This window comes from Scytonema hankhaensis NUACC26 (assembly GCF_045865695.1).
Classification (GTDB): domain Bacteria; phylum Cyanobacteriota; class Cyanobacteriia; order Cyanobacteriales; family Nostocaceae; genus Scytonema.
Map to the genome: position 1 here is coordinate 1 of NZ_BAACAP010000094.1, position 17,753 is coordinate 17,753.

The window sequence follows — 17,753 nt, forward strand, 5'->3', positions numbered from 1 at the left end:
AGTTTTCTTGATAAAACCTCAACGAATGATTCTTCTCCAAGTATTAATCAATTTTGGGAGAATGTGAGAGCGATCGCTGGTTTGTGGAATGCGGGAACTGGTCGCATAGTGCGACCAGATCGACAAGAAATCTTATTTTTGCCCCAACGTCCTTATATAATTCTGGGAACATTGCGCGAACAGTTACTCTATCCTCAGACAAATCGTCAAATGAGCGATCGGGAACTTGAAGAAGTTTTGCGACAAGTCAACCTGCAAAACTTGCTGACTCGAATCGATGGCTTTGATACAGAAGTTCCTTGGGAAAATATCTTATCGCTGGGAGAACAACAACGTCTTGCTTTTGCACGATTGTTAATTACTCATCCTAGCTTTACTATTTTAGATGAAGCAACGAGTGCTTTGGATTTGAACAATGAAGGCAATTTATATCAACAATTGCAAGAAACGAAAACAACTTTTATCAGTGTTGGGCATCGAGAAAGTTTATTTAATTATCATCAATGGGTTTTGGAACTTTCACAAGATTCCAGTTGGCGACTTCTAAGCGTGCAGGATTACCGCCGTCAAAAAGCTGGAGAAATTATGACTAATCCTCCTCAACAATCTCAACTTCCAGAAGTCAAAGAAACTACTTCTCCGGAAAACCCTCGAATTACAATAGATATTTCATCCCAGAACCAATCCCTCAGTCAATCAGAAAGCAGCGCAAGTGCAGGGCTTTCTCACCAGGAAATGCAGAGATTAACAGGCATTTACATTAACACTATCAGAAGCAAGGCAAGCCTTGGCAAACCCATTACGACTAAGGATGGCGAAACCTACCGCTATAGCAAAGACACGAAGGTGTTGAAATGGGTTAGAGTTTAAGGTTCTGTTACAAAAACTCTTTACGTTGTATCTTACTCAACGCAGATGCTTAATCTTTCCATGAACCTCTAATTTATATAATGTCGGGTTATAAAGATAAACGAGTGGATGCCATACTAGAGCGATCGCACCAACTACAACAAGCCTTAACAAATTTTGTTTTTGATGCAGACAATGAACTTGCAAAAGCACTAGAAATCTATACTGCGAAAAAGTCTAAAAGTGGTAACAAAGATAATTTCTACAAAGACCACATCATTGACTCCTTTATTACAGAAGGGAGACTTGGAAAATACACTGTGCTCGATTTATTTATCCAAAGCCATCCTCAGTTAACGAATGAAGAGCGTCAGTTGATTAAAAATTGGCATCTTACATTTACTGGCTTATTTGCTGTTCAAAACATCTTCCCCGATGGCTTTGAACTAATGAATTGGTTAACAGCCAAACACTATATTGTCAAGTTAAACAATAATCGAGCCAAACAAGATACATCTCGATTAAGAAAAGGAGAAATTATACTGACTCGCATTGCTCCTGTTACTGATACTTACTGGACTTTCTCCGGTTTTTATATGCTCATGGGAAAGTTAGGTAAAACAAAACTGGCTGTAGCTATTGGTAACTTTAAGGACAATTATAAAGACCAACTCTACGGGGATGCGCCGGAGTTGTTAGAAGAAGCTTGGCGATCGGTGGAGCACTATCATCAGCAATTTGTGGAATTTTTTGGTAGTGACGAAGTTACAATGCCAGGATATCGACTCAATCAAAAAATTGCTGATTTTCAAGAAATTCTAGCACAAACATACCTGAAGGCAGCAGGTATAGACTCTTTAAAATCATTGGAAGAAATAGCAACATATGCTGGTGTTGCTGAAGAGGATATCAAAAAAATCACTGAAGAATTGGGTGTCAAACCCAATACAGTAACGCAAATGTTTAATCCTCAGAAAGACACCAGTAAAATGATGATACCAAAAGTGGATTTACCTGCTGAACTTAAGAAAGCAGAACAGTTGACGGCCCTTTCTCATCCTCGTTGGGGACAGATGTTTCTCCCAACATATACCAAAATAAAAGCTATTTTAGCAACAGAGGCTTGGCAAAGTATAGAAGGGGCTAAAAAACTCATTCATTTTTACTTGGAAGATCGAAGTATAAATGCTTCTATTTGGCATCGATTAGCCCAACAGTACCCAATACAGTTAGAAAAAGTGTTACAAATAGTTATACAACGTCCAAAGTTTCGGCTACAAACCGACCTAGATGCACTGTTGGTAAAATTAGACAAGCCTCTAGAACCAGAGTTACCAGAAATTGCTAGTGTCCCAATACATCTGCATAATTTATTTCAGGAAGTAGTGGTTGAGATGAGTAAATCTAAGCCTAAAGGTAAACATCAAAAGTCAACAAAAGGTTTTCAGCTTTTGTAGTTTAGGTAGGGATTATATCCCTCCTCATGGTCATGAGCTTGATTCATGGTTAGCAAAGGTACAATATAACCACTAACTATTAAATTTCCGTTGTAACTGTTTTAAAGTTTGATACATATCAGGTAAGCGATTCAAAATAGCTGATACCTTCAAATAGCTTTTATAAGGTATAGCAGGAGCACCAGAAACAATTTCTCCAGGAGCAACATCACTATGAACCCCTGCTTGTGCAGATGCGATCGAACGATCGCCCATCTTCACTTGGTTGCTAACTCCGGCTTGACCAGCTAAGATAACGCCTTTACCAAGTTTAGCACCTCCTGCCATTGCAGATTGACCTGCAAGAGCACAACCAGCACCTATTTGGCAACCATGACCTATTTGGACTAAATTATCAATCTTTGTGTTGCGACCTACCCGTGTTTCTCCGACAGCAGGACGGTCGATCGCACTATTGCATCCCACTTCTACACCATCTTCCAACACTGTACAGCCAGATTGCTCCATTTTCACCCAACCCTTGGCACTAGGAACAAAACCAAAGCCTTCAGCACCGATGACAGCACCACTATGAATGACACAATCTGCACCAATACGAGTGCGTTCGTGAATAGTACAATTGGCGTGTAAAGTTGTGCGATCGCCTATTTGAGAATTTGGATAAATGACTACATTAGGATGGATACAAACGCCATCCCCAATTTCTACATCCGGCTGAATGACAACATGAGCACCAATGGCAACATTTTGACCAATTTTAGCGGTTGGGTGAATAACAGCAGTGGGATGAATTTCTGAAACCGGACGCCAAGGTTGGTAAAACAGAGCAATGACTCGAGCAAATGCAAGCCGTGGTTCGGGCGCGGCGATCCAAACAATACCTCGCTCCTGTGCTTGTGCTTGTAACGCTTCATCCTTAGGCAAAATTAGAGCGCCAGCGTTTGTTTTCCCAACCCAAGAGGCAAATTTTGCTCCTTCTATGTAGCTGAGAGTATTATTAGTTGCTTCATCAACAGGTGCTAACCCTGTAATTTCCGGGTCAAGGTCTATGTTAAAACTTAGGCTATTGGAAGCAACAGTATCACCAAGTTTTTGGATAATTTCGCTAAATTTCATTGTTATAAGTCGCGGTCGTGATGGATGGCAAAGGGATTGGCGATTGGTGATTGGCGATTGGTGAGACAGCCCTGAAGGAGGGTTTCCCTCCGTAGGGGACTGCGAACCCGAAGGGGGATAGAAATTTCTAGTTCCCAGTCCCCATTGCCCCTCAACAAGGAGGGGGCCCCGAGTTCCCCAGTCCCCATTCTCTACTCTTTCAGCAATAAATAATATAACGTGCCATTCCCACCTGTTACACCAGCACGATCGCCTGCTAGTTTACCAGTACCCATAAAATAATCCACCCGTCCCGGACCTTTGATTGCACTTCCGGTGTCTTGGTCGAGTACGTAGCGGTTTACAGTACGGTAAGTTAAGCGTTCGCTGTCATTAGGATAGGGGAAGTTAGCGTTAATGAGCGCTAATGCTCCTGGTGGCATAAGAGATTTGTCTGTGGCAATAGAACGTTCTGCTGTCACTGGTACGCGAATGCTTCCCCTAGCTTGTTCGCCGTTAGTTTCTTTAAAGAAAATAAACCGTTCCCAGCGTGGAAGATAAGCGTTCATTGCCATAGGATTTTGCTTGAAATATTTAATCATGACTGGCATTGTTAAACCCTTTGCAGGGAGTCTGCCATCTTTGATGAGTTGTCCTCCGATACTTGTCCAGGGATAATCTGTTGCGCCTGCATAACCAATAGATGTCACAGAGCCATCAGTTAAGTTGAGTTGAGCAGAACCTTGGATATGAATCAAGTATGCATCCAAGCGATCGCGAAACCAAAATAATTCCAAACCACGCAAGCGGCTTTGATTGCCTAGCAAACCATTTCTTCCTTCCAACTGAACTCGTTTTGGGTGTGGTTTTGCCCACTGCTTGAAATTAGGTGGCAAAGCATAAACTGGATACTTATAAACCGAAGTGCGAGTTCGACTAGCAGAATAAACTGGTTGATAGTAAGCAGTAAACTTAACAGTTCCATTACCATCGTTCCCAACAGACTGGTAGAAAGTAAACTCTCGATTCACAGCAGCTTGCAGATCTGTAGGTGATTTAGCACTGACAACAAGCTCGCGGAAGCGCAACAAACTCCTACGAACGCGATCGAGAGTAAACTCTCTAACAGGATAGTTCTGGTATGCTGCGATAGCTTCTTTAGTTGCTAAATAACGCAAACTGTTGTCTATAGATGTTAACAGCGCCTTCCAATCACCCTGTCTACCGCCTGCACTCCAAATTTGTTCGTCATAACCCAAACATCTAAAAGCTGAAGTACAGTCAACAACAGGCTCAACCGGGACTAGCGGTGAATGTCCTGCAGGATGGCTTGGTTCTGGCGACCTGGTTTCAGGTCGATTTTGTGTTGGATAGGGTGGATAGATAGGAATTTGAGCAAACACCGACAATACCGGAGCGATTAGAGTAATTCCCAAACTTAGAGAAACTAAAGAAACTAAAGCAAGCGTTCTTTTCATGACCTATGCAAATCTTTCCACACTAGAACTAAAAACAGGTTCCACTCGGATAGCAAGAATCTGAGCGGGACGCACTACCATATATTCGCCTTGAATATTCTTAATCGGTACGCTAATAAAGTCGTTAGAAGCACTTTTAGGCATAAGTTCCCCACTATACCATTTTTGAAAATCTTGAATAGTGGGAAAACGGACTTCTTCTCGGTGTCCACCTTCGATAAGTAGGTGTACTGCGTACTCATTAGCTGTTTTGGGCATAACTTTAAACCATATTGAAAAACATCCTACCCATTGTCAACCACGCATCCCCGGAATGGGAAGGGGAAATACCCTGAAGATCGAGACAAGGGAGAATGACGGCAACTCGCTTGTCAACAGTTCCCGATTTTGGGGATTGGGGATTGGGGAACTCGGGGCCCCCTCCTTGTTGAGGGGCAATGGGGATTGGGGAACTCGGGGTCCCCTCTGGGGATAAGGGGCGATGGGGATTGGGGATTGAGTATTATTTATTACCTCTTCTTTTACAAGTACAGCTTTTCATAAATTCGTAGCGTTGAGGTTCGTAGTAGCGCTGTCTTCGTATGCATCGCAACTACGAACGAATGGGGTGATTTTTAATTCGTTACGAACTTGTGGAATCCTGTACTAAGTTGCAGGAGCACCTACTGCAATACATCTTAGAAATTTTGGAAGGTTAGCGCTATTCTTTTCTGTAGAACTTCAATTAAATTTCAAGAATTCTTCAAACAAAGGGTCGCCAAAATTCATGAATCGTAATGAAGGCATTTCATCAAAAATACTGGGGGAAAAAGTAACCGTGTAATTCTGGTTTTTGTAATTCATCGTAGACTTTATCGAGCGGTAATGGCGTTATCTTGCACAACTCTAGTCGGAATATCCCGTTCTAGCAGTCCCAAGCGATAGTATTGTCGTAAAGTGTCGCGGGTGTGGCGGAACATTAAGTCTTTGAGAGGAGTGTTGATTGTCAGGTATTGGCGTGAGGTATTGATAAAGTTTTCATCTGCTAAGAGTTGTTTGTGATTGGCGATTTTTTTCCCTCGTTGCCAAATGTCTTGAATTTTGTATGCGAGGATGCGTTCGGCGAAGCCGTGCCGTAGGCATTCGCTCTTGGTTAGAAACTGTGATAATCTGGGGCAAGGCTGTCCGCCACGCTGGAAATAATCGCTGGACATGACTTGCCAAAAATGAATGATTTCCTGTTTGACAGTAGCTTGTAGCGAGGCGAAATAATGACAAAAGTTATCTCCATAACTCCAATGTCCTTGTAATCCAAGTAGGTTTAACAAATCGAAGACTTCTATCGGGTCAATTTGCATGGGAGTTGCTGAAAGAAGAATCAAGGATTTGGTCTTCTCTTTCAGTTGTGCCATTGGGCTAAACTGACAGCCCATGATTAACCGCATTCGCCCTTGATTGTGTAGCATTGCTCCTAAGCCACGGGCGACTTTACTCAATATGGCACTGCTAAAAAAGCCAGCTTTGCGATCGTATTGGATGGTACACTCTAAAGCAGGGATGTAGAAATCAGCGATCGTATTGTGGGTGTTACTGGAGTAGCTGATTTTCCAAGGGTATTCCCGTAAAAATTTCGGCATATCTTAGGGCAATCCAAAAATCATACAAAATCTTCTCTATCTCCTCTTGTTTCGTCCTTCGTTAATTGTGCGGTTGTAAATTTTGGTAATTCCTTGTAGTAAATCCTGTGGAATTTCTCCAATCAACGGCAATTGTAAGGGATATTGCCTGTGCAAAATATATTTATTTCTGATTCTACATAACACTCGCACCACTCCTATTAATTCGTAAAAACATTCTGGAGTTGCCCAATCATAAGTTAAAAAGATGCTTTCGGGGACTCTCAAAAACTCAAAAAAATCTATATGGCGCTCGGAGTTCGAGCATCTTAGGTAAATAGTTTTATATTCATTGACAAGGACTTGCCAATGCTTTAAATTCTCTAGGAATTTTAATTCGGGCGTTACTGAATCAAGATATGAATTTCAAGATTCCCGTTGATGTAGAGACGCGATTAATCGCGTCTCTACGGGGATTTGTAGGAAATTGAAAAACGTGCTATAACCATAATTCATTACCAAATTCAGCAACGCCTTAATTCGTTGGTTATGTTAGCGGAAAATCCCTCAGATGGCACGTCGCTACAATCGGGGTTGAATTTCTCCATCTTCTCTTCTCTCAGTTCTCTATCAGTTTGACACATATCCCCCGCTAGTTTAGCAGCCATTCATACTGGCTCACCTCCGTGCTTTTCGCTATCCCATAACACGCCGCTACCTGCACAGAGAAGGGGAAGAAGAGAAAGACATCACCAGGACAGATGCAATTGCCTTGGGATTAATGGGAACCTTTAACCACAGAAGTTCAGGCGGTTGCGGAAAAGTTTGTCATGGCACACTGTTATGAAACCCAAAGTAAAAATGAAGTTGTTCGAGGTATCGAAATTGGTGAACTGCTTATGTTTTCTAGAAAGTGTTTATCTGAGGCTTTACGATACAATGAATATACTTTTGGTTTTTCGGGTAACCGAATAGTGGGTATTATGTGAGGTAAGATACGCGAAACTCGATAAATCTGTTTGGTTTCGTCTGGTTCAAGACTAACTTCTATCAGTCCTAAATTTATTGCTCTTTTCAATTGTTCTTGATAACAAGAAATTAGCTCAGACAAAACTGATAAAGCTGATAGCGGAACAGGAATTTCATAAACTAGCAAAGGGCTGATTACTCTCTCAATGACTTCATCAAGCTGTAATTTCGGTTGATTTTCCAATTCCCAAATAATTTTTTCCTTCCATTCCTCCGACCTGTTTTCATACTGACTAAGTTTAGTATTAATAGCGTCGCCTGAGAGAACTTCATTATTAAGCCATTCTAGTAAACGGGGATTGCCATCAGCTAATTTTAGGGCGCGTTCGATGTAACTTTCATCTATCTTATCCGAGTTGAAATTATCCAAACGTCTCAACTTCTTCTGTAAGTCCGCTTTCTACAGAGAGCGTAAGCTCCTCAAACAATAGAATGAGCGCAGTAAATCGGAATCAAATTCATAACGACAAGTAATGATGATTCGATGGTAATAATTTGTCTTCCGAATTGCCCAGTCTAATGCTGTTAAGATTTCTGCTAACTCTGGCGTGAGTATGTACTTACCTTGTCGATAGTCCAAGTTCCATTCAAAATCATCAAAGATAAATAATAAAGGGGAAACCGTTTCCAAAGTGTCTCGTAAGCGATATTTTAACTCGTCTTGACCGTTTTTCAGGGCGATTCTTTGCTCTCTATTTCTTAAATGAGCTGCCAACTTATTAACTAGACTGGTTTCATCGACTTGTCGCCACCAAACAACCTTTTCATAGTCTGAAAGGCGATCGCATAACCTGGCAGCGATTGTACTTTTTCCATTACCTCCCCATCCCTGAATCAATACTCCTATTTCAGAGTTGGGAAAGGTTTTAAGGACTCGCAAGCACTTTTGAAGTTCGCGGCGACGACCCATAAAGCTCTCACGGGTGGCACTAATGCAAGTTGTCTGGCTTCATCGAAGGGAAATTCTCTTGCTTCAAAGGTATCCCATGCTAGAAGATACCATTGGGTTAAGGGGTCGATACCGTTGAAGTCTTTACCTTCTAACAAACTTTGCAGTCGGTATTCGACGATCGCTTGGCGTACTTCTTCAAATGCTGCTTTGGGTTCAACTGGATTACCTGCACTGTCGAGGATGGAACTATGGTGGGTAAAGACGCTTAACGCACAACCGTAAGCGGTTAAGCACAAGTCAATACCAGGGGGTTTAATGCGGCGTGAAGTATCTTCTAGTTCTTCTTTATTAGCAGCTGGATAGGGATGTGCTACTTTATCAGCCACAGGACGAGAATCTGCTGTTAAGATCATCTGGATTGTATTCACCATCATCAGTTTGAATTGTTGTCCCTCTCCCCTTTTTTCCTTTAACCAATTCAAAATCAACCCGCTTATTTTCAGTATCCGGAATTGGCTTGACTGCACAGTTTGTAGCTAAGATATCGGGTTACTGTGCAGAACAAAATCTCTGCTACCTGGCAGTACACTGTCATGGCGGTACAGATAAAGTTTGTTTTTCGACTGATGATATAGCATCTCATGAACGAGGATATCCAGCGCTGCTCGATATTACTCGTGGTGGTCCAGTAGGGGCGTTAGTGTTTGCCAAAAACGCGGTAGCAGGAGATATTTGGACTTCCTCTGGTCGGTTTCAACTCCACCACATGACCATTATCGGTTCACATATTCGGCAACTTTATCCTTCGCCTGAAGCTAAAGTGTGTGCCACTAATCCCATGTACGATCGCCATGCACGATTGTTTGGTGATGTTGGACAAGAAATTTTTGCCAATTTAAAGGTGGGAATCATCGGACTTGGGGGAGGAGGTTCATTAATCAATGAATGGTTGTCCCGCTTGGGAGTTGGACATATAGTCGCTATCGACTTTGACCGCGTTGATTTAACTAATCTTCCCCGGATTGTTGGTGCAACGCATAGGGATGCAATGACTTGGTTAATCAAACAGTCTATCCCTTGGTTGCAAAAACTTGGCAAGCAATTGGCTACTCATAAAGTTCATGTTGCTCGTCGGGTTGCCAAACAAGCCAATCCCTCCATCTGCTATGATGCAGTTGTGGGAAATATAGTTGATGAAGCGATCGCACGGTTGTTGGTAGATGCTGATTTCTTATTCTTGGCAGCAGACTCGATGCAAAGCCGTCTAGTTTTTAACGCACTGGTGCATCAGTACCTGATTCCAGGAGTTCAGATTGGTGCTAAGGTTTCTGTGAATAAGCAAACAAAGCAAATTAGCGATATTTTTACTACTACTCGACCTGTACTTCCTTACGCTAACGGTGGTTGCTTACATTGTCATGAATTGATTCCGGCTGGTAGGTTACAACAAGAAGCTTTGAGTGAGAAAGAGCAGCGAACTCAGAGATATGTTGAGGATGAAGATATCGCTCAACCTAGCGTCATTACACTCAATGTTAAGTCTGCTGAGCAAGCTGTGAACGATTTTATGATGATGTTTACAGGGCTGTATCCAGCAGAATTCCAATTGTGTCATCAATTCAGGTTTGCACGAGAACGCAGCATTATCAATGTGGAACCGCGTGCAAATAACGATTGCTTGGACTGTAGTAACATTTCTCGGAGTCGTCGCGCTAGGGGCGATCGCTCTCGTCTTCCCTGCCGAATGTCATCACTTGCTCGTTTAATACCTGTACGGGCATCATTTTTTCAATGAAGACAGAGGGGCGTTTTGGGGTTGAGTCAGTCATGGAGAGTTGGTATTACTACACCTTATTTTCACCATTATGGATTGAGATAGCTAGAAATGCCATTGGAGGTGTTTGCAGTCAACGCCTGCTTTCTATTTGTAACACTGGAGTTCTTGCATGAGTCCATAGTTATGAGTCAACCGTCCAATCTTCGGTAATCAAACCCGGTACTTGGTTAAAATCACGAGTATTTCTGGTTAATAAAATTAAACCCCTTGCAAGAGCGATTGATGCGATTCGCAAGTCCATTGTAGCTATCCGAATGCGTTGTGCTCTTAGTTCATCAAAGATTACTGCTGCTCCTGTGTCAAATGGTAACACTGGAGCAATGGAGAAACTTTGAAGAATTTCTAGCAGTGTATCATATCCTCGAATTGTTCCAGCCGATGTTTGAGCGCGATTAATAAAAGCGTTTGCACCGAGAACCTGCTCGTGAAGGCTAATAACAGAAAAAGCAAAATCTCCTGGTGAAAATGTGGCAATTCGAGCCGCTAAACTTGCGTATTCAGAACCCGATCGCCGTTGTAAAAAACTAATATGGTCGGTATCAAATAAGTACTTCACTCTTGCTCGCTCGTTTCATCTACTGGTTTATCTGCATGACGTAAGAATTTACCATACTCTAAAATTTCAAGAAAAGTTTGCTCGTCGGAAACGGAACCCGTTACTTTTTCTAGCCAATTATCTGTTGTTGGAACTGCTGACATCTGACGCTTGAGTTCGGCTACCGTGTGTTCCAGATTTACTAAACGTTGTTCTAAAGCAGATTCATCTAGCATAGCTTGATTGGGAGAGATTTATGAAGGAAATATTCAATTCAGTTAACTGTTATTAGTCAACATGACTAAATATTATAGCTGGGGAGTCAGTAGAAATGCTATTTAATCTAAAGGGGTTAGAAAACCGGATTTTGTATAACAGTTTTATTCCCCTTTGGTGCTATAAGATTACCGTTCTTCTTCTCCTCTTTTCTCTGTGTCCTCTGCGCCTCTGCGGTTTTTTAAGTAATTTTTGGGGAAAGGAGTATCCGCGATTGCATTAGTTGGTAGTTGAAATACATGCGCTAAAGCGCAACTACGAACGAAGGAAGGTGCTTAGCGATCGCCAAGCAAAACTCGAATTGCTTTCAAAGCCTGATTGCGTTTCCCATTACTAATTTTAGCAAACCAATAATGGGATTCCTCATAACTCATAGCCCTAATTCCCTGTGCAATATTCGCAATACGTTCTACTTTGGAAAGCGGCTGCAAGGTTTGAAACAACAATGCCAAATTTATCCCCGATTCTTCATTTAAAATATAAGGTGTTTGGCGATTATGAGTCAAAGTTTTTGGGTCATAATTATTCGCTTTTAAACAATCATAAATTGCCTGTTTCACCTGCATTAATGCATTCCCCTTGAGTCTACCAATGCGTTTTGCTGAAGGACGCTTTTTTTCTCCGGCTTTCTTATAAGCACATTGATACAACTCCAGGGCAAAGTTATTGTTGTCTGTAGGAATCACTCGCAATTGAAATTCTTGCATCTCTAGTACGTTACTTTAGCTGTCAAATTCAGCCTGTCAACCGGATTCCGATTCAGGGTACTTTTGATATTACTGATTTCTGTGCCGTTTGGTTCTACTGGTGATGCAAATTGAAATATGAGTTTGAGGGATACGTCGGCTTTTACCTCCGGACTGCTAAGTAAGGTGTTAATAGCCGCTTGAAAACTCTGAAATCCTTTATAGGGTCCTTGGTACTCCAATCGTGTAAACTGTTCTCCAAGGCTAATGGTGGCTACTTGGTCGATTTGCATGGGAAATTTCATCAACAGGGGAAACGCTGTCATCAATTTGCGGTAGTCCATCACTTCTGCAACGGAAAGTTCGAGCGACTGAATCCCTTGGGCTTGATTGTCAAGGATGCGATCGCTCAATTGGGCAAACACGCTGTTTGGAGTACCCTCTAAGTCAAATTCTTCTGGTTTTGCTTTGAATAAAGAATAATTGCCCCAAGAACCACTTGTCGCTTCGTGACTTCCTGGAGTGGGTTGGTTTCCAGTACCGTAAACCAATACCTTGGCTTGGGTTTCTCTTTCTTCTACTTCACCATTGCCATAGTCAGCGATAATTTTAAAAGTTACGGTTTTAGCGATCGCGATCTCGTACTCATCAGAAGGACGAAATTCTCCGCCTACCTCATTCCCATCTTGATAAAGCTTAATTGTCAATGCTCCCAATGCTCTCCACCGCACCCGCACGGGTTTGAGTCGATCGGTACTGGACATGACTTGGGCGTTGAGTTCAATTTCTCGCGGTTTCGGTAGTTCGAGAATTCCTCGGCGGTAAAGTACCATGCGATGGTCAAACTCAATGGAGTCAGGTAAGCTAATTTTACCGTCATCCGTTTTCACATATACCTTTTCTCCCACCTTCATATCCCAACTCCCCGTTTGCAACCCCAAGCGAATGGTATCTCGAAGCTTGGAGATTTCACCTTCAAGGAGTATATTTAAACTTAAGTCTTTGGCGAAAGCTTCTTTCAATGCTTTCGTTGTCCAATAAGTTAACCCAGCCAGCCAGACTTTCTGCAAAATATAAGCAGGCGCATATGGTGGTGCTTCATCAGCACGGATTTTTTGACAATCTTTCAGTGCCTTTAAAATCACATCTTGTTGGTTGTTTTTCCCCTTGACATCACTCGCATCTTGTGCAGAGAGGGGATGGTGCATCAAACCTTTGGCAGCTTTTACAGGGTCGTTAGCTGGGTAAAATAAATGGCGGTAGGCATTGGTTAAGGAAACTCTCACCCCTAGATCGAGAGAACCTTTTTTATCTTTGAGTTGTTTGAGCTGGCTTTCCGATAAATCTTGCAAGCGATTGGGAGAATTCAAAATGTTCTGAATCGCACGAAATTCCCTAGCATTGTCAATTGCGCGTTCTAATTCCTGCTTGTTAGCGACTAAGAATAACAAGCGATTTCTAAACGTGCGAAACTTACCCGACTCGCCTGTTTCATTGAAAATTTTCTCCACAATGGATGGCGGACCTTCCGTTGTTGCAGAAATCGTTGCTTTGTTAAAGTCAATTAAACAGAGGGCGATGCTATCGGAGACATCATCCACATCTGCGGGTGACTCTGGTGCGGAAACAAGCTTGAAGAATTTATCAGCAAAAATGGTATCGCGGCGATTTCGCAAATCGTCTTTCGCCTCGGTAATTCCAATTTGAGCTTTTTCTTCGGCAATAATTTTATTGATGGATGGTTCTTCCTTGAAACGAGCCAGAGTTGTCATGGGATCGTTTTCCAAGTACCAAGCGACTTCACTCAGTCTTTCTAAAGCCGTATCGACAAAACCAATTTCTAACCCTGGTGTCAGCAGAGACAAATTTAATTCAGCGCGACGAATACCAGCTGCTGTCCCTTGGTTGATGGAGTGTAAGAAAATGGTACGTGCAACCCAGGTGGAAAAGGGAGGTTTACCAGCTGCTTTCCATTCGCCATCTTGTAACTGGGCGTGAGCTTCTCTCCCGGTAGGATTGTAAATGTCTGCTTGGAGAGTAATACGCAACAAAGGACGTTCCAAACGGGCGGTTAAATCGCTGGTGATTTCTTCTTCTATACCAAGGGGTATGTGGTGGGGATGAATGAGAGGTATCCATACACTAGTATCTTCCCACAAATAACGTATGACTCTGGCAAATAACCGCAAAGCCCCTCTGGTGCGTTGGAAGTTGGGAATGGAGGCGATTTTTTTTGTCAGCAGGGTAAATAATTCGGGGTGAAAGGGATAACTCTGCTCGATACTTTCTGCGTAGCGTGCGTCTTTACACCCGTCTGGTAAATTGATGCGGCTGGCTTTATAACTTTGTAAATATTCTTTGGCGGCGTTGGTGGCGGCGTCCGCTTGAATGCTGCTAAAGACTCGTTGTTTAACTATATTATATATTTCAAGATCGGTACTCGGTTTGAGAATTCGTTCTTGACGAGCCGTGGCGGAAATGGCTTCCCGGATTTCGGTGGTTTCTTCCCCGAAACTGTCACTGCAGGAAGCGAGGGTGTAGACAAAGACGAGGTTGTTACAAGCTGCGGCTAAGTCCATTAAAGAGAATAAAAATGCCACAACTTGTTGAGCTAAATCACTGTTACCAACAACTGTCGCTTTGGCTGCTCGCAAATATCTGGCGATTTCATCTAGGATGATGACGGTGGGTTGTCCGTGTATGATTCTTTCTAAAACGACTGTTCCGGGACTAACTCGCTGTTCGTCAGAACCTTTGAGCAAGCTGTAGCCCGCTACCCCACCAATTTGATATGCAATTTCCCCCCAAAGGGTGTAGGTGGTAACACCTGTATCCGCATGGTAAACGCCGTTCACTGGGTCTAGGTCTTGACAGGCGACGGCGGCGGCTTGAATGGGGTGGTCGGGAATGAAATTCAAATCGGCGAAACGGTCGAGTCCGGGAATGCTTCGTCCATTTTTAGCAATATGCCATAAAGCAATTTCCTGACTGAGTTTTACCACCACCAAAGCTAGTTTCCAGTCGTATAATGGGGGAGCCGACTGCCGCACCTACCAACCTTCCGAAGACTTCAGAAATGAGAGTTTTTAACCCAGCGGTGGCAAAAGTATTGCCAAAAAAGGCTGTGGGGTCTTGGTAGACGTGGGGCGCTTTTCCTTCCACAACTAATCGTAGCTTGGCGGCGAATAATTCGGGCGAGAGTTCCCCTGCTAATATTTCTTCTCTGGGAATACAGGTTTTGAAGACTGACGGAAGCATAAAAATATTTAACTTTTTCTTGTGGTGCGGGCGTCCCGCCCGCCACTAGTATAGAACGGGCGAGGACGCCCGTCCCACAAGATGGATAATTGATTTCTTAGAAAGCCTCTACTACGAACTATCAACTTTGTTTTTAAATATACGCGCTTGGCGATCGCCTAACGTGCATGATATAATATTTATTCTCAGTTGCCAACAAAGTAAAGTTTAGTTGCAAATAAAACAACTCTAATTTTAAGGTGTTATTCTAATAATTGAAGCTAATAAAGCTTCCCTGGCAGATTAAACAGCTAGTGTGTCAAGTCAAAACGTAAGAAAAAGAGGTAAAAGCGCTGTTCACTTCACATCTGTCTCGTCAAAAAACAATAACACCCAAACCTGAAGTTGATACTTCCTCAAGTGGTGAGCAACAGGGGGCGCTGTAACTGTTGAATCCTCTCTTTTGTAAAGAGTTGATGCACTCAGTACATCCCTAGCTAAAATGAACAAGGAGAGGAGGTCACTCATCGAGTAGGGGTTTGGGTGTTATTGTTTTTCAAGTAACACTTCGGTGTAAGCTTGTACAAACTTTAGAAAACAGGGGACAGTTAAAATAGCGCTTTATGTCAATTATTGCTCTAAGAGCATGGTACTTAGAAAACTACGAGCCAATTCACGAACTGGAAAAACGTCTACCGGATCTGCGGCTCAGTAAAAGAAGCCTTTTAAAAACTGGATTAAGAGCAGATTTTTTAGAAGATATCGAACAAGTGAAAAGCTCAACTTGGTTTGGGCGCTACTTGGAAGGAGAAAATATTGAGTTTTATATTGAGGGGAGTGGCGGTTATTGCTTGGCAAATATTGACTTGATTAGTCATGAAATGTATTTTACCAAGCAGGTTTTATTAGCACAGTTAGATCCAGTGATTTTTTTATGCCATCAAGTTGAGTATCCTGTAGCGAGTCAAGCATTACGAGAAGCAGTGCTTCAAAGTTTGGAAATTTTGAATTTGCGATCGCGCATTCCATTATCCTTTGTTGAGTCTTTCCGACCTAAAGATGCTCCTCTCAGACTAAATTCTACAATGATGCGAAAAATCCGCAAGAGTTTGTTATTTATTGCTGATGCTACACCTATTACAAGCATGGATGGGCAGCAAAGCCCTCAATTATTACCAAGTCCAAACGTCTGTGTTGAAATTGGCTATGCTCTTCAATGTAAGAAAACGGAACAAATTTTACTAGCACAAATGCAGCGTTCTGAATTGCAAGGACAGTTCCCATTTGATTTACAAAAGGTACAAATCTTACAATTTCAAGACAGCGAAGAAATTAGTAAAATTTTACCGTTAGCAATAGAAAACCAACTTTTTAGATTTAAATTGTTTGTTTAAGACAGTCATTCACGGGAAAATCCCTTTTCCCTAGCCCCTACCCCCTAAAAAGCTATGGATTTTGAACCTCAAGCGACTACCCAAACTGCTTCAGAAAAAGTCCCATTTGCCGAACCACCTGTATCTCGCAAGCCATTAGAAGTGTTGCGGGATACAGAGGCTTGGTTGCGCCGCCCAGCTGTAGCGGCGATTATACCAGTGTTACCACCTAAGATAGCAAGGAACGTGGAAACAGCTTCATCTGTTGCAGAAGAGTCTTTAAAAGAGGTGGCAAAAATTGACTTAGAAACGATCGATGATGTAGAACTGCGATCGCCACGTATTCAAGTGGGTTTGAGCTTTGTTGGATTTGGGGCGTTGATGACAGTTGTGCTGCTGCTTTACCTGAACACGCTGCACCCCGAATTGAATACCGTTCAGCAAATTGCCAGGTATTGGTATCAGTATGTTTGGTTTGTCTGCTTGGGTGTCGCAGGACTGTTCATTCTAGGTCGAGAAGCAATGCGGCGCTGAATTATGAATTATCAAGTAAAGATTATTTTGATTTTCGTGCTGATTTAGGCGGCGTCCGGTGTGCGCCAAAATATTTTTCGCTGCGATAGCGCAGCCATACGCGCAACACTTGGGGAATTTGCTCTTTTTGCTCCTTGGTGAGAGTATTGTAGAGAGCTAAAGCGCGATCGCGTTCGCCCCGACAAGCGGCATTATTATGAGCATCCCAATAGCTGCGGGCTACTCGAATCCGCCTACAAACTTCTTTAACCAATGCAACTCCCGTGAGTGGAGCATCTTGCTTTGCCATATGCCATGTAATGTTCTGATAATATCCTAGCAAGTCTGGTTAATAAAGAGTAGTTACTAGAAGCAGGTAAATATATGAGTTCTTATGTGCTTGGTTTTCAGGACATTGACAAAACAAAAATCATGGTTGTTGGGGGTAAAGGCGCGAACCTGGGGGAACTTTCCAAGATTGAAGGAATACGCGTACCAGATGGCTTTTGTATTTCTACTGAAGCCTTTAAAAGAATCATTGGGGAAACGTCGTCGATTAACGAATTACTCGCTCGGTTATCGCATCTATTGGTGGATGACCGGGATAAAATCAGTGAACTTAGCGGTGAGATTCGCAGGGTCATCGAAGGGATAGCCATCCCTGAAGACATTAATGAAGAGATCGCTCGCCTTCTCTCTAAGCTTGGAGAAAAAAATGCCTATGCAGTACGATCGAGCGCAACTGCAGAGGATTTACTGACGGCCTCCTTTGCAGGCCAGCAGGATACATATTTGAACATTATCGGTCATGTGGCAATCTTAAAGCACATCAGCAAGTGCTGGGCATCGCTATTTACCGAGAGGGCAGTAACCTACCGCCTTCAAAACGGCTTCGACCACC

Annotated in this window: 19 protein-coding genes; 6 read left to right on the forward strand and 13 right to left on the reverse strand. The window is 42.6% G+C overall.

The window, feature by feature from the left end; translation table 11 throughout:
• Both ACKTT2_RS03745 and ACKTT2_RS03750 read left to right on the forward strand, forming a co-directional pair.
• Nucleotides 1-870 (forward strand): ATP-binding cassette domain-containing protein (locus ACKTT2_RS03745; RefSeq protein ID WP_407884115.1); only part of this gene is annotated, 870 nt, incomplete at its 5' end.
• A gap of 104 nt (nt 871-974) precedes the next feature.
• On the forward strand, nt 975-2,306 hold the full coding sequence (locus ACKTT2_RS03750) for a hypothetical protein (protein ID WP_407884149.1): 1,332 nt from the start codon (nt 975-977) through the stop codon (nt 2,304-2,306).
• Nucleotides 2,307-2,378: 72 nt separating this feature from the next.
• Here ACKTT2_RS03750 and lpxD read toward each other — a convergent pair whose 3' ends face one another.
• The 7 genes from lpxD to ACKTT2_RS03785 all read right to left on the reverse strand — a co-directional run bounded on the left by lpxD (nt 2,379) and on the right by ACKTT2_RS03785 (nt 8,829).
• A complete protein-coding gene (gene lpxD / locus ACKTT2_RS03755) occupies nt 2,379-3,422 on the reverse strand; it encodes a UDP-3-O-(3-hydroxymyristoyl)glucosamine N-acyltransferase (RefSeq protein ID WP_407884117.1) in 1,044 nt (347 codons plus the stop codon).
• 191 nt (nt 3,423-3,613) lie between these two features.
• Nucleotides 3,614-4,879: a murein transglycosylase A gene (gene mltA / locus ACKTT2_RS03760; protein ID WP_407884119.1), complete on the reverse strand. Its 1,266-nt coding sequence runs from the start codon at nt 4,877-4,879 to the stop codon at nt 3,614-3,616.
• Nucleotides 4,880-4,882: 3 nt separating this feature from the next.
• A complete protein-coding gene (locus ACKTT2_RS03765; protein ID WP_407884121.1) occupies nt 4,883-5,137 on the reverse strand; it encodes a hypothetical protein in 255 nt (84 codons plus the stop codon).
• A 593-nt stretch (nt 5,138-5,730) separates the two neighbouring features.
• Complete coding sequence (locus ACKTT2_RS03770; RefSeq protein WP_407884123.1) at nt 5,731-6,495, reverse strand: phospholipase D-like domain-containing protein; 765 nt, start codon at nt 6,493-6,495, stop codon at nt 5,731-5,733.
• Between the two features lie 820 nt (nt 6,496-7,315).
• Nucleotides 7,316-7,873 (reverse strand): hypothetical protein, encoded by a 558-nt coding sequence (locus tag ACKTT2_RS03775; protein WP_407884125.1) that lies wholly within the window; start codon nt 7,871-7,873, stop codon nt 7,316-7,318.
• 30 nt (nt 7,874-7,903) lie between these two features.
• Nucleotides 7,904-8,413, reverse strand: a complete 510-nt coding sequence (locus tag ACKTT2_RS03780; protein ID WP_407884127.1) for an NB-ARC domain-containing protein — start codon at nt 8,411-8,413, stop codon at nt 7,904-7,906.
• Nucleotides 8,347-8,829, reverse strand: coding sequence for a hypothetical protein (locus ACKTT2_RS03785; RefSeq protein WP_407884129.1), 483 nt, complete (start codon nt 8,827-8,829; stop codon nt 8,347-8,349). Before ACKTT2_RS03785 ends, ACKTT2_RS03780 begins: the two co-directional genes overlap by 67 nt.
• Before the next feature lie 83 nt (nt 8,830-8,912).
• Between ACKTT2_RS03785 and ACKTT2_RS03790 the strand changes: the two genes are divergently transcribed.
• Nucleotides 8,913-10,190, forward strand: coding sequence for a ThiF family adenylyltransferase (locus ACKTT2_RS03790; RefSeq protein WP_407884131.1), 1,278 nt, complete (start codon nt 8,913-8,915; stop codon nt 10,188-10,190).
• Between the two features lie 163 nt (nt 10,191-10,353).
• Here ACKTT2_RS03790 and ACKTT2_RS03795 read toward each other — a convergent pair whose 3' ends face one another.
• The 5 genes from ACKTT2_RS03795 to ACKTT2_RS03815 all read right to left on the reverse strand — a co-directional run bounded on the left by ACKTT2_RS03795 (nt 10,354) and on the right by ACKTT2_RS03815 (nt 14,987).
• On the reverse strand, nt 10,354-10,788 hold the full coding sequence (locus tag ACKTT2_RS03795) for a type II toxin-antitoxin system VapC family toxin (protein ID WP_407884133.1): 435 nt from the start codon (nt 10,786-10,788) through the stop codon (nt 10,354-10,356).
• The gene (locus tag ACKTT2_RS03800; protein ID WP_407884135.1) at nt 10,785-11,003 is read right to left on the reverse strand and encodes a transferase hexapeptide repeat containing protein; all 219 of its coding nucleotides are present in this window, start codon (nt 11,001-11,003) and stop codon (nt 10,785-10,787) included. Before ACKTT2_RS03800 ends, ACKTT2_RS03795 begins: the two co-directional genes overlap by 4 nt.
• Before the next feature lie 315 nt (nt 11,004-11,318).
• Nucleotides 11,319-11,750, reverse strand: a complete 432-nt coding sequence (locus ACKTT2_RS03805; RefSeq protein WP_407884137.1) for a DUF7680 family protein — start codon at nt 11,748-11,750, stop codon at nt 11,319-11,321.
• Between the two features lie 2 nt (nt 11,751-11,752).
• Complete coding sequence (locus ACKTT2_RS03810) at nt 11,753-14,734, reverse strand: ATP-binding protein (RefSeq protein ID WP_407884151.1); 2,982 nt, start codon at nt 14,732-14,734, stop codon at nt 11,753-11,755.
• On the reverse strand, nt 14,688-14,987 hold the full coding sequence (locus ACKTT2_RS03815) for a DUF499 family protein (RefSeq protein ID WP_407884139.1): 300 nt from the start codon (nt 14,985-14,987) through the stop codon (nt 14,688-14,690). Before ACKTT2_RS03815 ends, ACKTT2_RS03810 begins: the two co-directional genes overlap by 47 nt.
• Nucleotides 14,988-15,589: 602 nt before the next feature.
• Between ACKTT2_RS03815 and ACKTT2_RS03820 the strand changes: the two genes are divergently transcribed.
• Both ACKTT2_RS03820 and ACKTT2_RS03825 read left to right on the forward strand, forming a co-directional pair.
• Nucleotides 15,590-16,360 (forward strand): hypothetical protein, encoded by a 771-nt coding sequence (locus ACKTT2_RS03820; protein ID WP_407884141.1) that lies wholly within the window; start codon nt 15,590-15,592, stop codon nt 16,358-16,360.
• A 54-nt stretch (nt 16,361-16,414) separates the two neighbouring features.
• Nucleotides 16,415-16,873, forward strand: coding sequence for a hypothetical protein (locus tag ACKTT2_RS03825; RefSeq protein WP_407884143.1), 459 nt, complete (start codon nt 16,415-16,417; stop codon nt 16,871-16,873).
• 22 nt (nt 16,874-16,895) lie between these two features.
• Here ACKTT2_RS03825 and ACKTT2_RS03830 read toward each other — a convergent pair whose 3' ends face one another.
• Nucleotides 16,896-17,162 carry a Precorrin-3B methylase gene (locus tag ACKTT2_RS03830; RefSeq protein WP_407884145.1) on the reverse strand — a complete coding sequence of 89 codons (267 nt, stop codon included), beginning with the start codon at nt 17,160-17,162 and terminating at the stop codon, nt 16,896-16,898.
• A gap of 74 nt (nt 17,163-17,236) precedes the next feature.
• Here ACKTT2_RS03830 and ACKTT2_RS03835 point away from each other — a divergent pair.
• A partial coding sequence (locus ACKTT2_RS03835) for a PEP/pyruvate-binding domain-containing protein (protein WP_407884147.1) occupies nt 17,237-17,753 on the forward strand: 517 nt, incomplete at its 3' end.

What these genes read in the sequence shown, in the direction of transcription:
- mltA (WP_407884119.1), bottom strand. Translation starts at nt 4,879, where the DNA reads ATGAAAAGAACGCTTGCTTTAGTTTCTTTAGTTTCTCTAAGTTTGGGA.
- ACKTT2_RS03785 (WP_407884129.1), bottom strand. Translation starts at nt 8,829, where the DNA reads ATGATGGTGAATACAATCCAGATGATCTTAACAGCAGATTCTCGTCCT.
- ACKTT2_RS03825 (WP_407884143.1), top strand. Translation starts at nt 16,415, where the DNA reads ATGGATTTTGAACCTCAAGCGACTACCCAAACTGCTTCAGAAAAAGTC.
- ACKTT2_RS03830 (WP_407884145.1), bottom strand. Translation starts at nt 17,162, where the DNA reads ATGGCAAAGCAAGATGCTCCACTCACGGGAGTTGCATTGGTTAAAGAA.
- ACKTT2_RS03815 (WP_407884139.1), bottom strand. Translation starts at nt 14,987, where the DNA reads ATGCTTCCGTCAGTCTTCAAAACCTGTATTCCCAGAGAAGAAATATTA.
- ACKTT2_RS03770 (WP_407884123.1), bottom strand. Translation starts at nt 6,495, where the DNA reads ATGCCGAAATTTTTACGGGAATACCCTTGGAAAATCAGCTACTCCAGT.
- ACKTT2_RS03765 (WP_407884121.1), bottom strand. Translation starts at nt 5,137, where the DNA reads ATGCCCAAAACAGCTAATGAGTACGCAGTACACCTACTTATCGAAGGT.
- ACKTT2_RS03820 (WP_407884141.1), top strand. Translation starts at nt 15,590, where the DNA reads ATGTCAATTATTGCTCTAAGAGCATGGTACTTAGAAAACTACGAGCCA.
- ACKTT2_RS03805 (WP_407884137.1), bottom strand. Translation starts at nt 11,750, where the DNA reads ATGCAAGAATTTCAATTGCGAGTGATTCCTACAGACAACAATAACTTT.
- lpxD (WP_407884117.1), bottom strand. Translation starts at nt 3,422, where the DNA reads ATGAAATTTAGCGAAATTATCCAAAAACTTGGTGATACTGTTGCTTCC.
- ACKTT2_RS03800 (WP_407884135.1), bottom strand. Translation starts at nt 11,003, where the DNA reads ATGCTAGATGAATCTGCTTTAGAACAACGTTTAGTAAATCTGGAACAC.
- ACKTT2_RS03780 (WP_407884127.1), bottom strand. Translation starts at nt 8,413, where the DNA reads ATGGGTCGTCGCCGCGAACTTCAAAAGTGCTTGCGAGTCCTTAAAACC.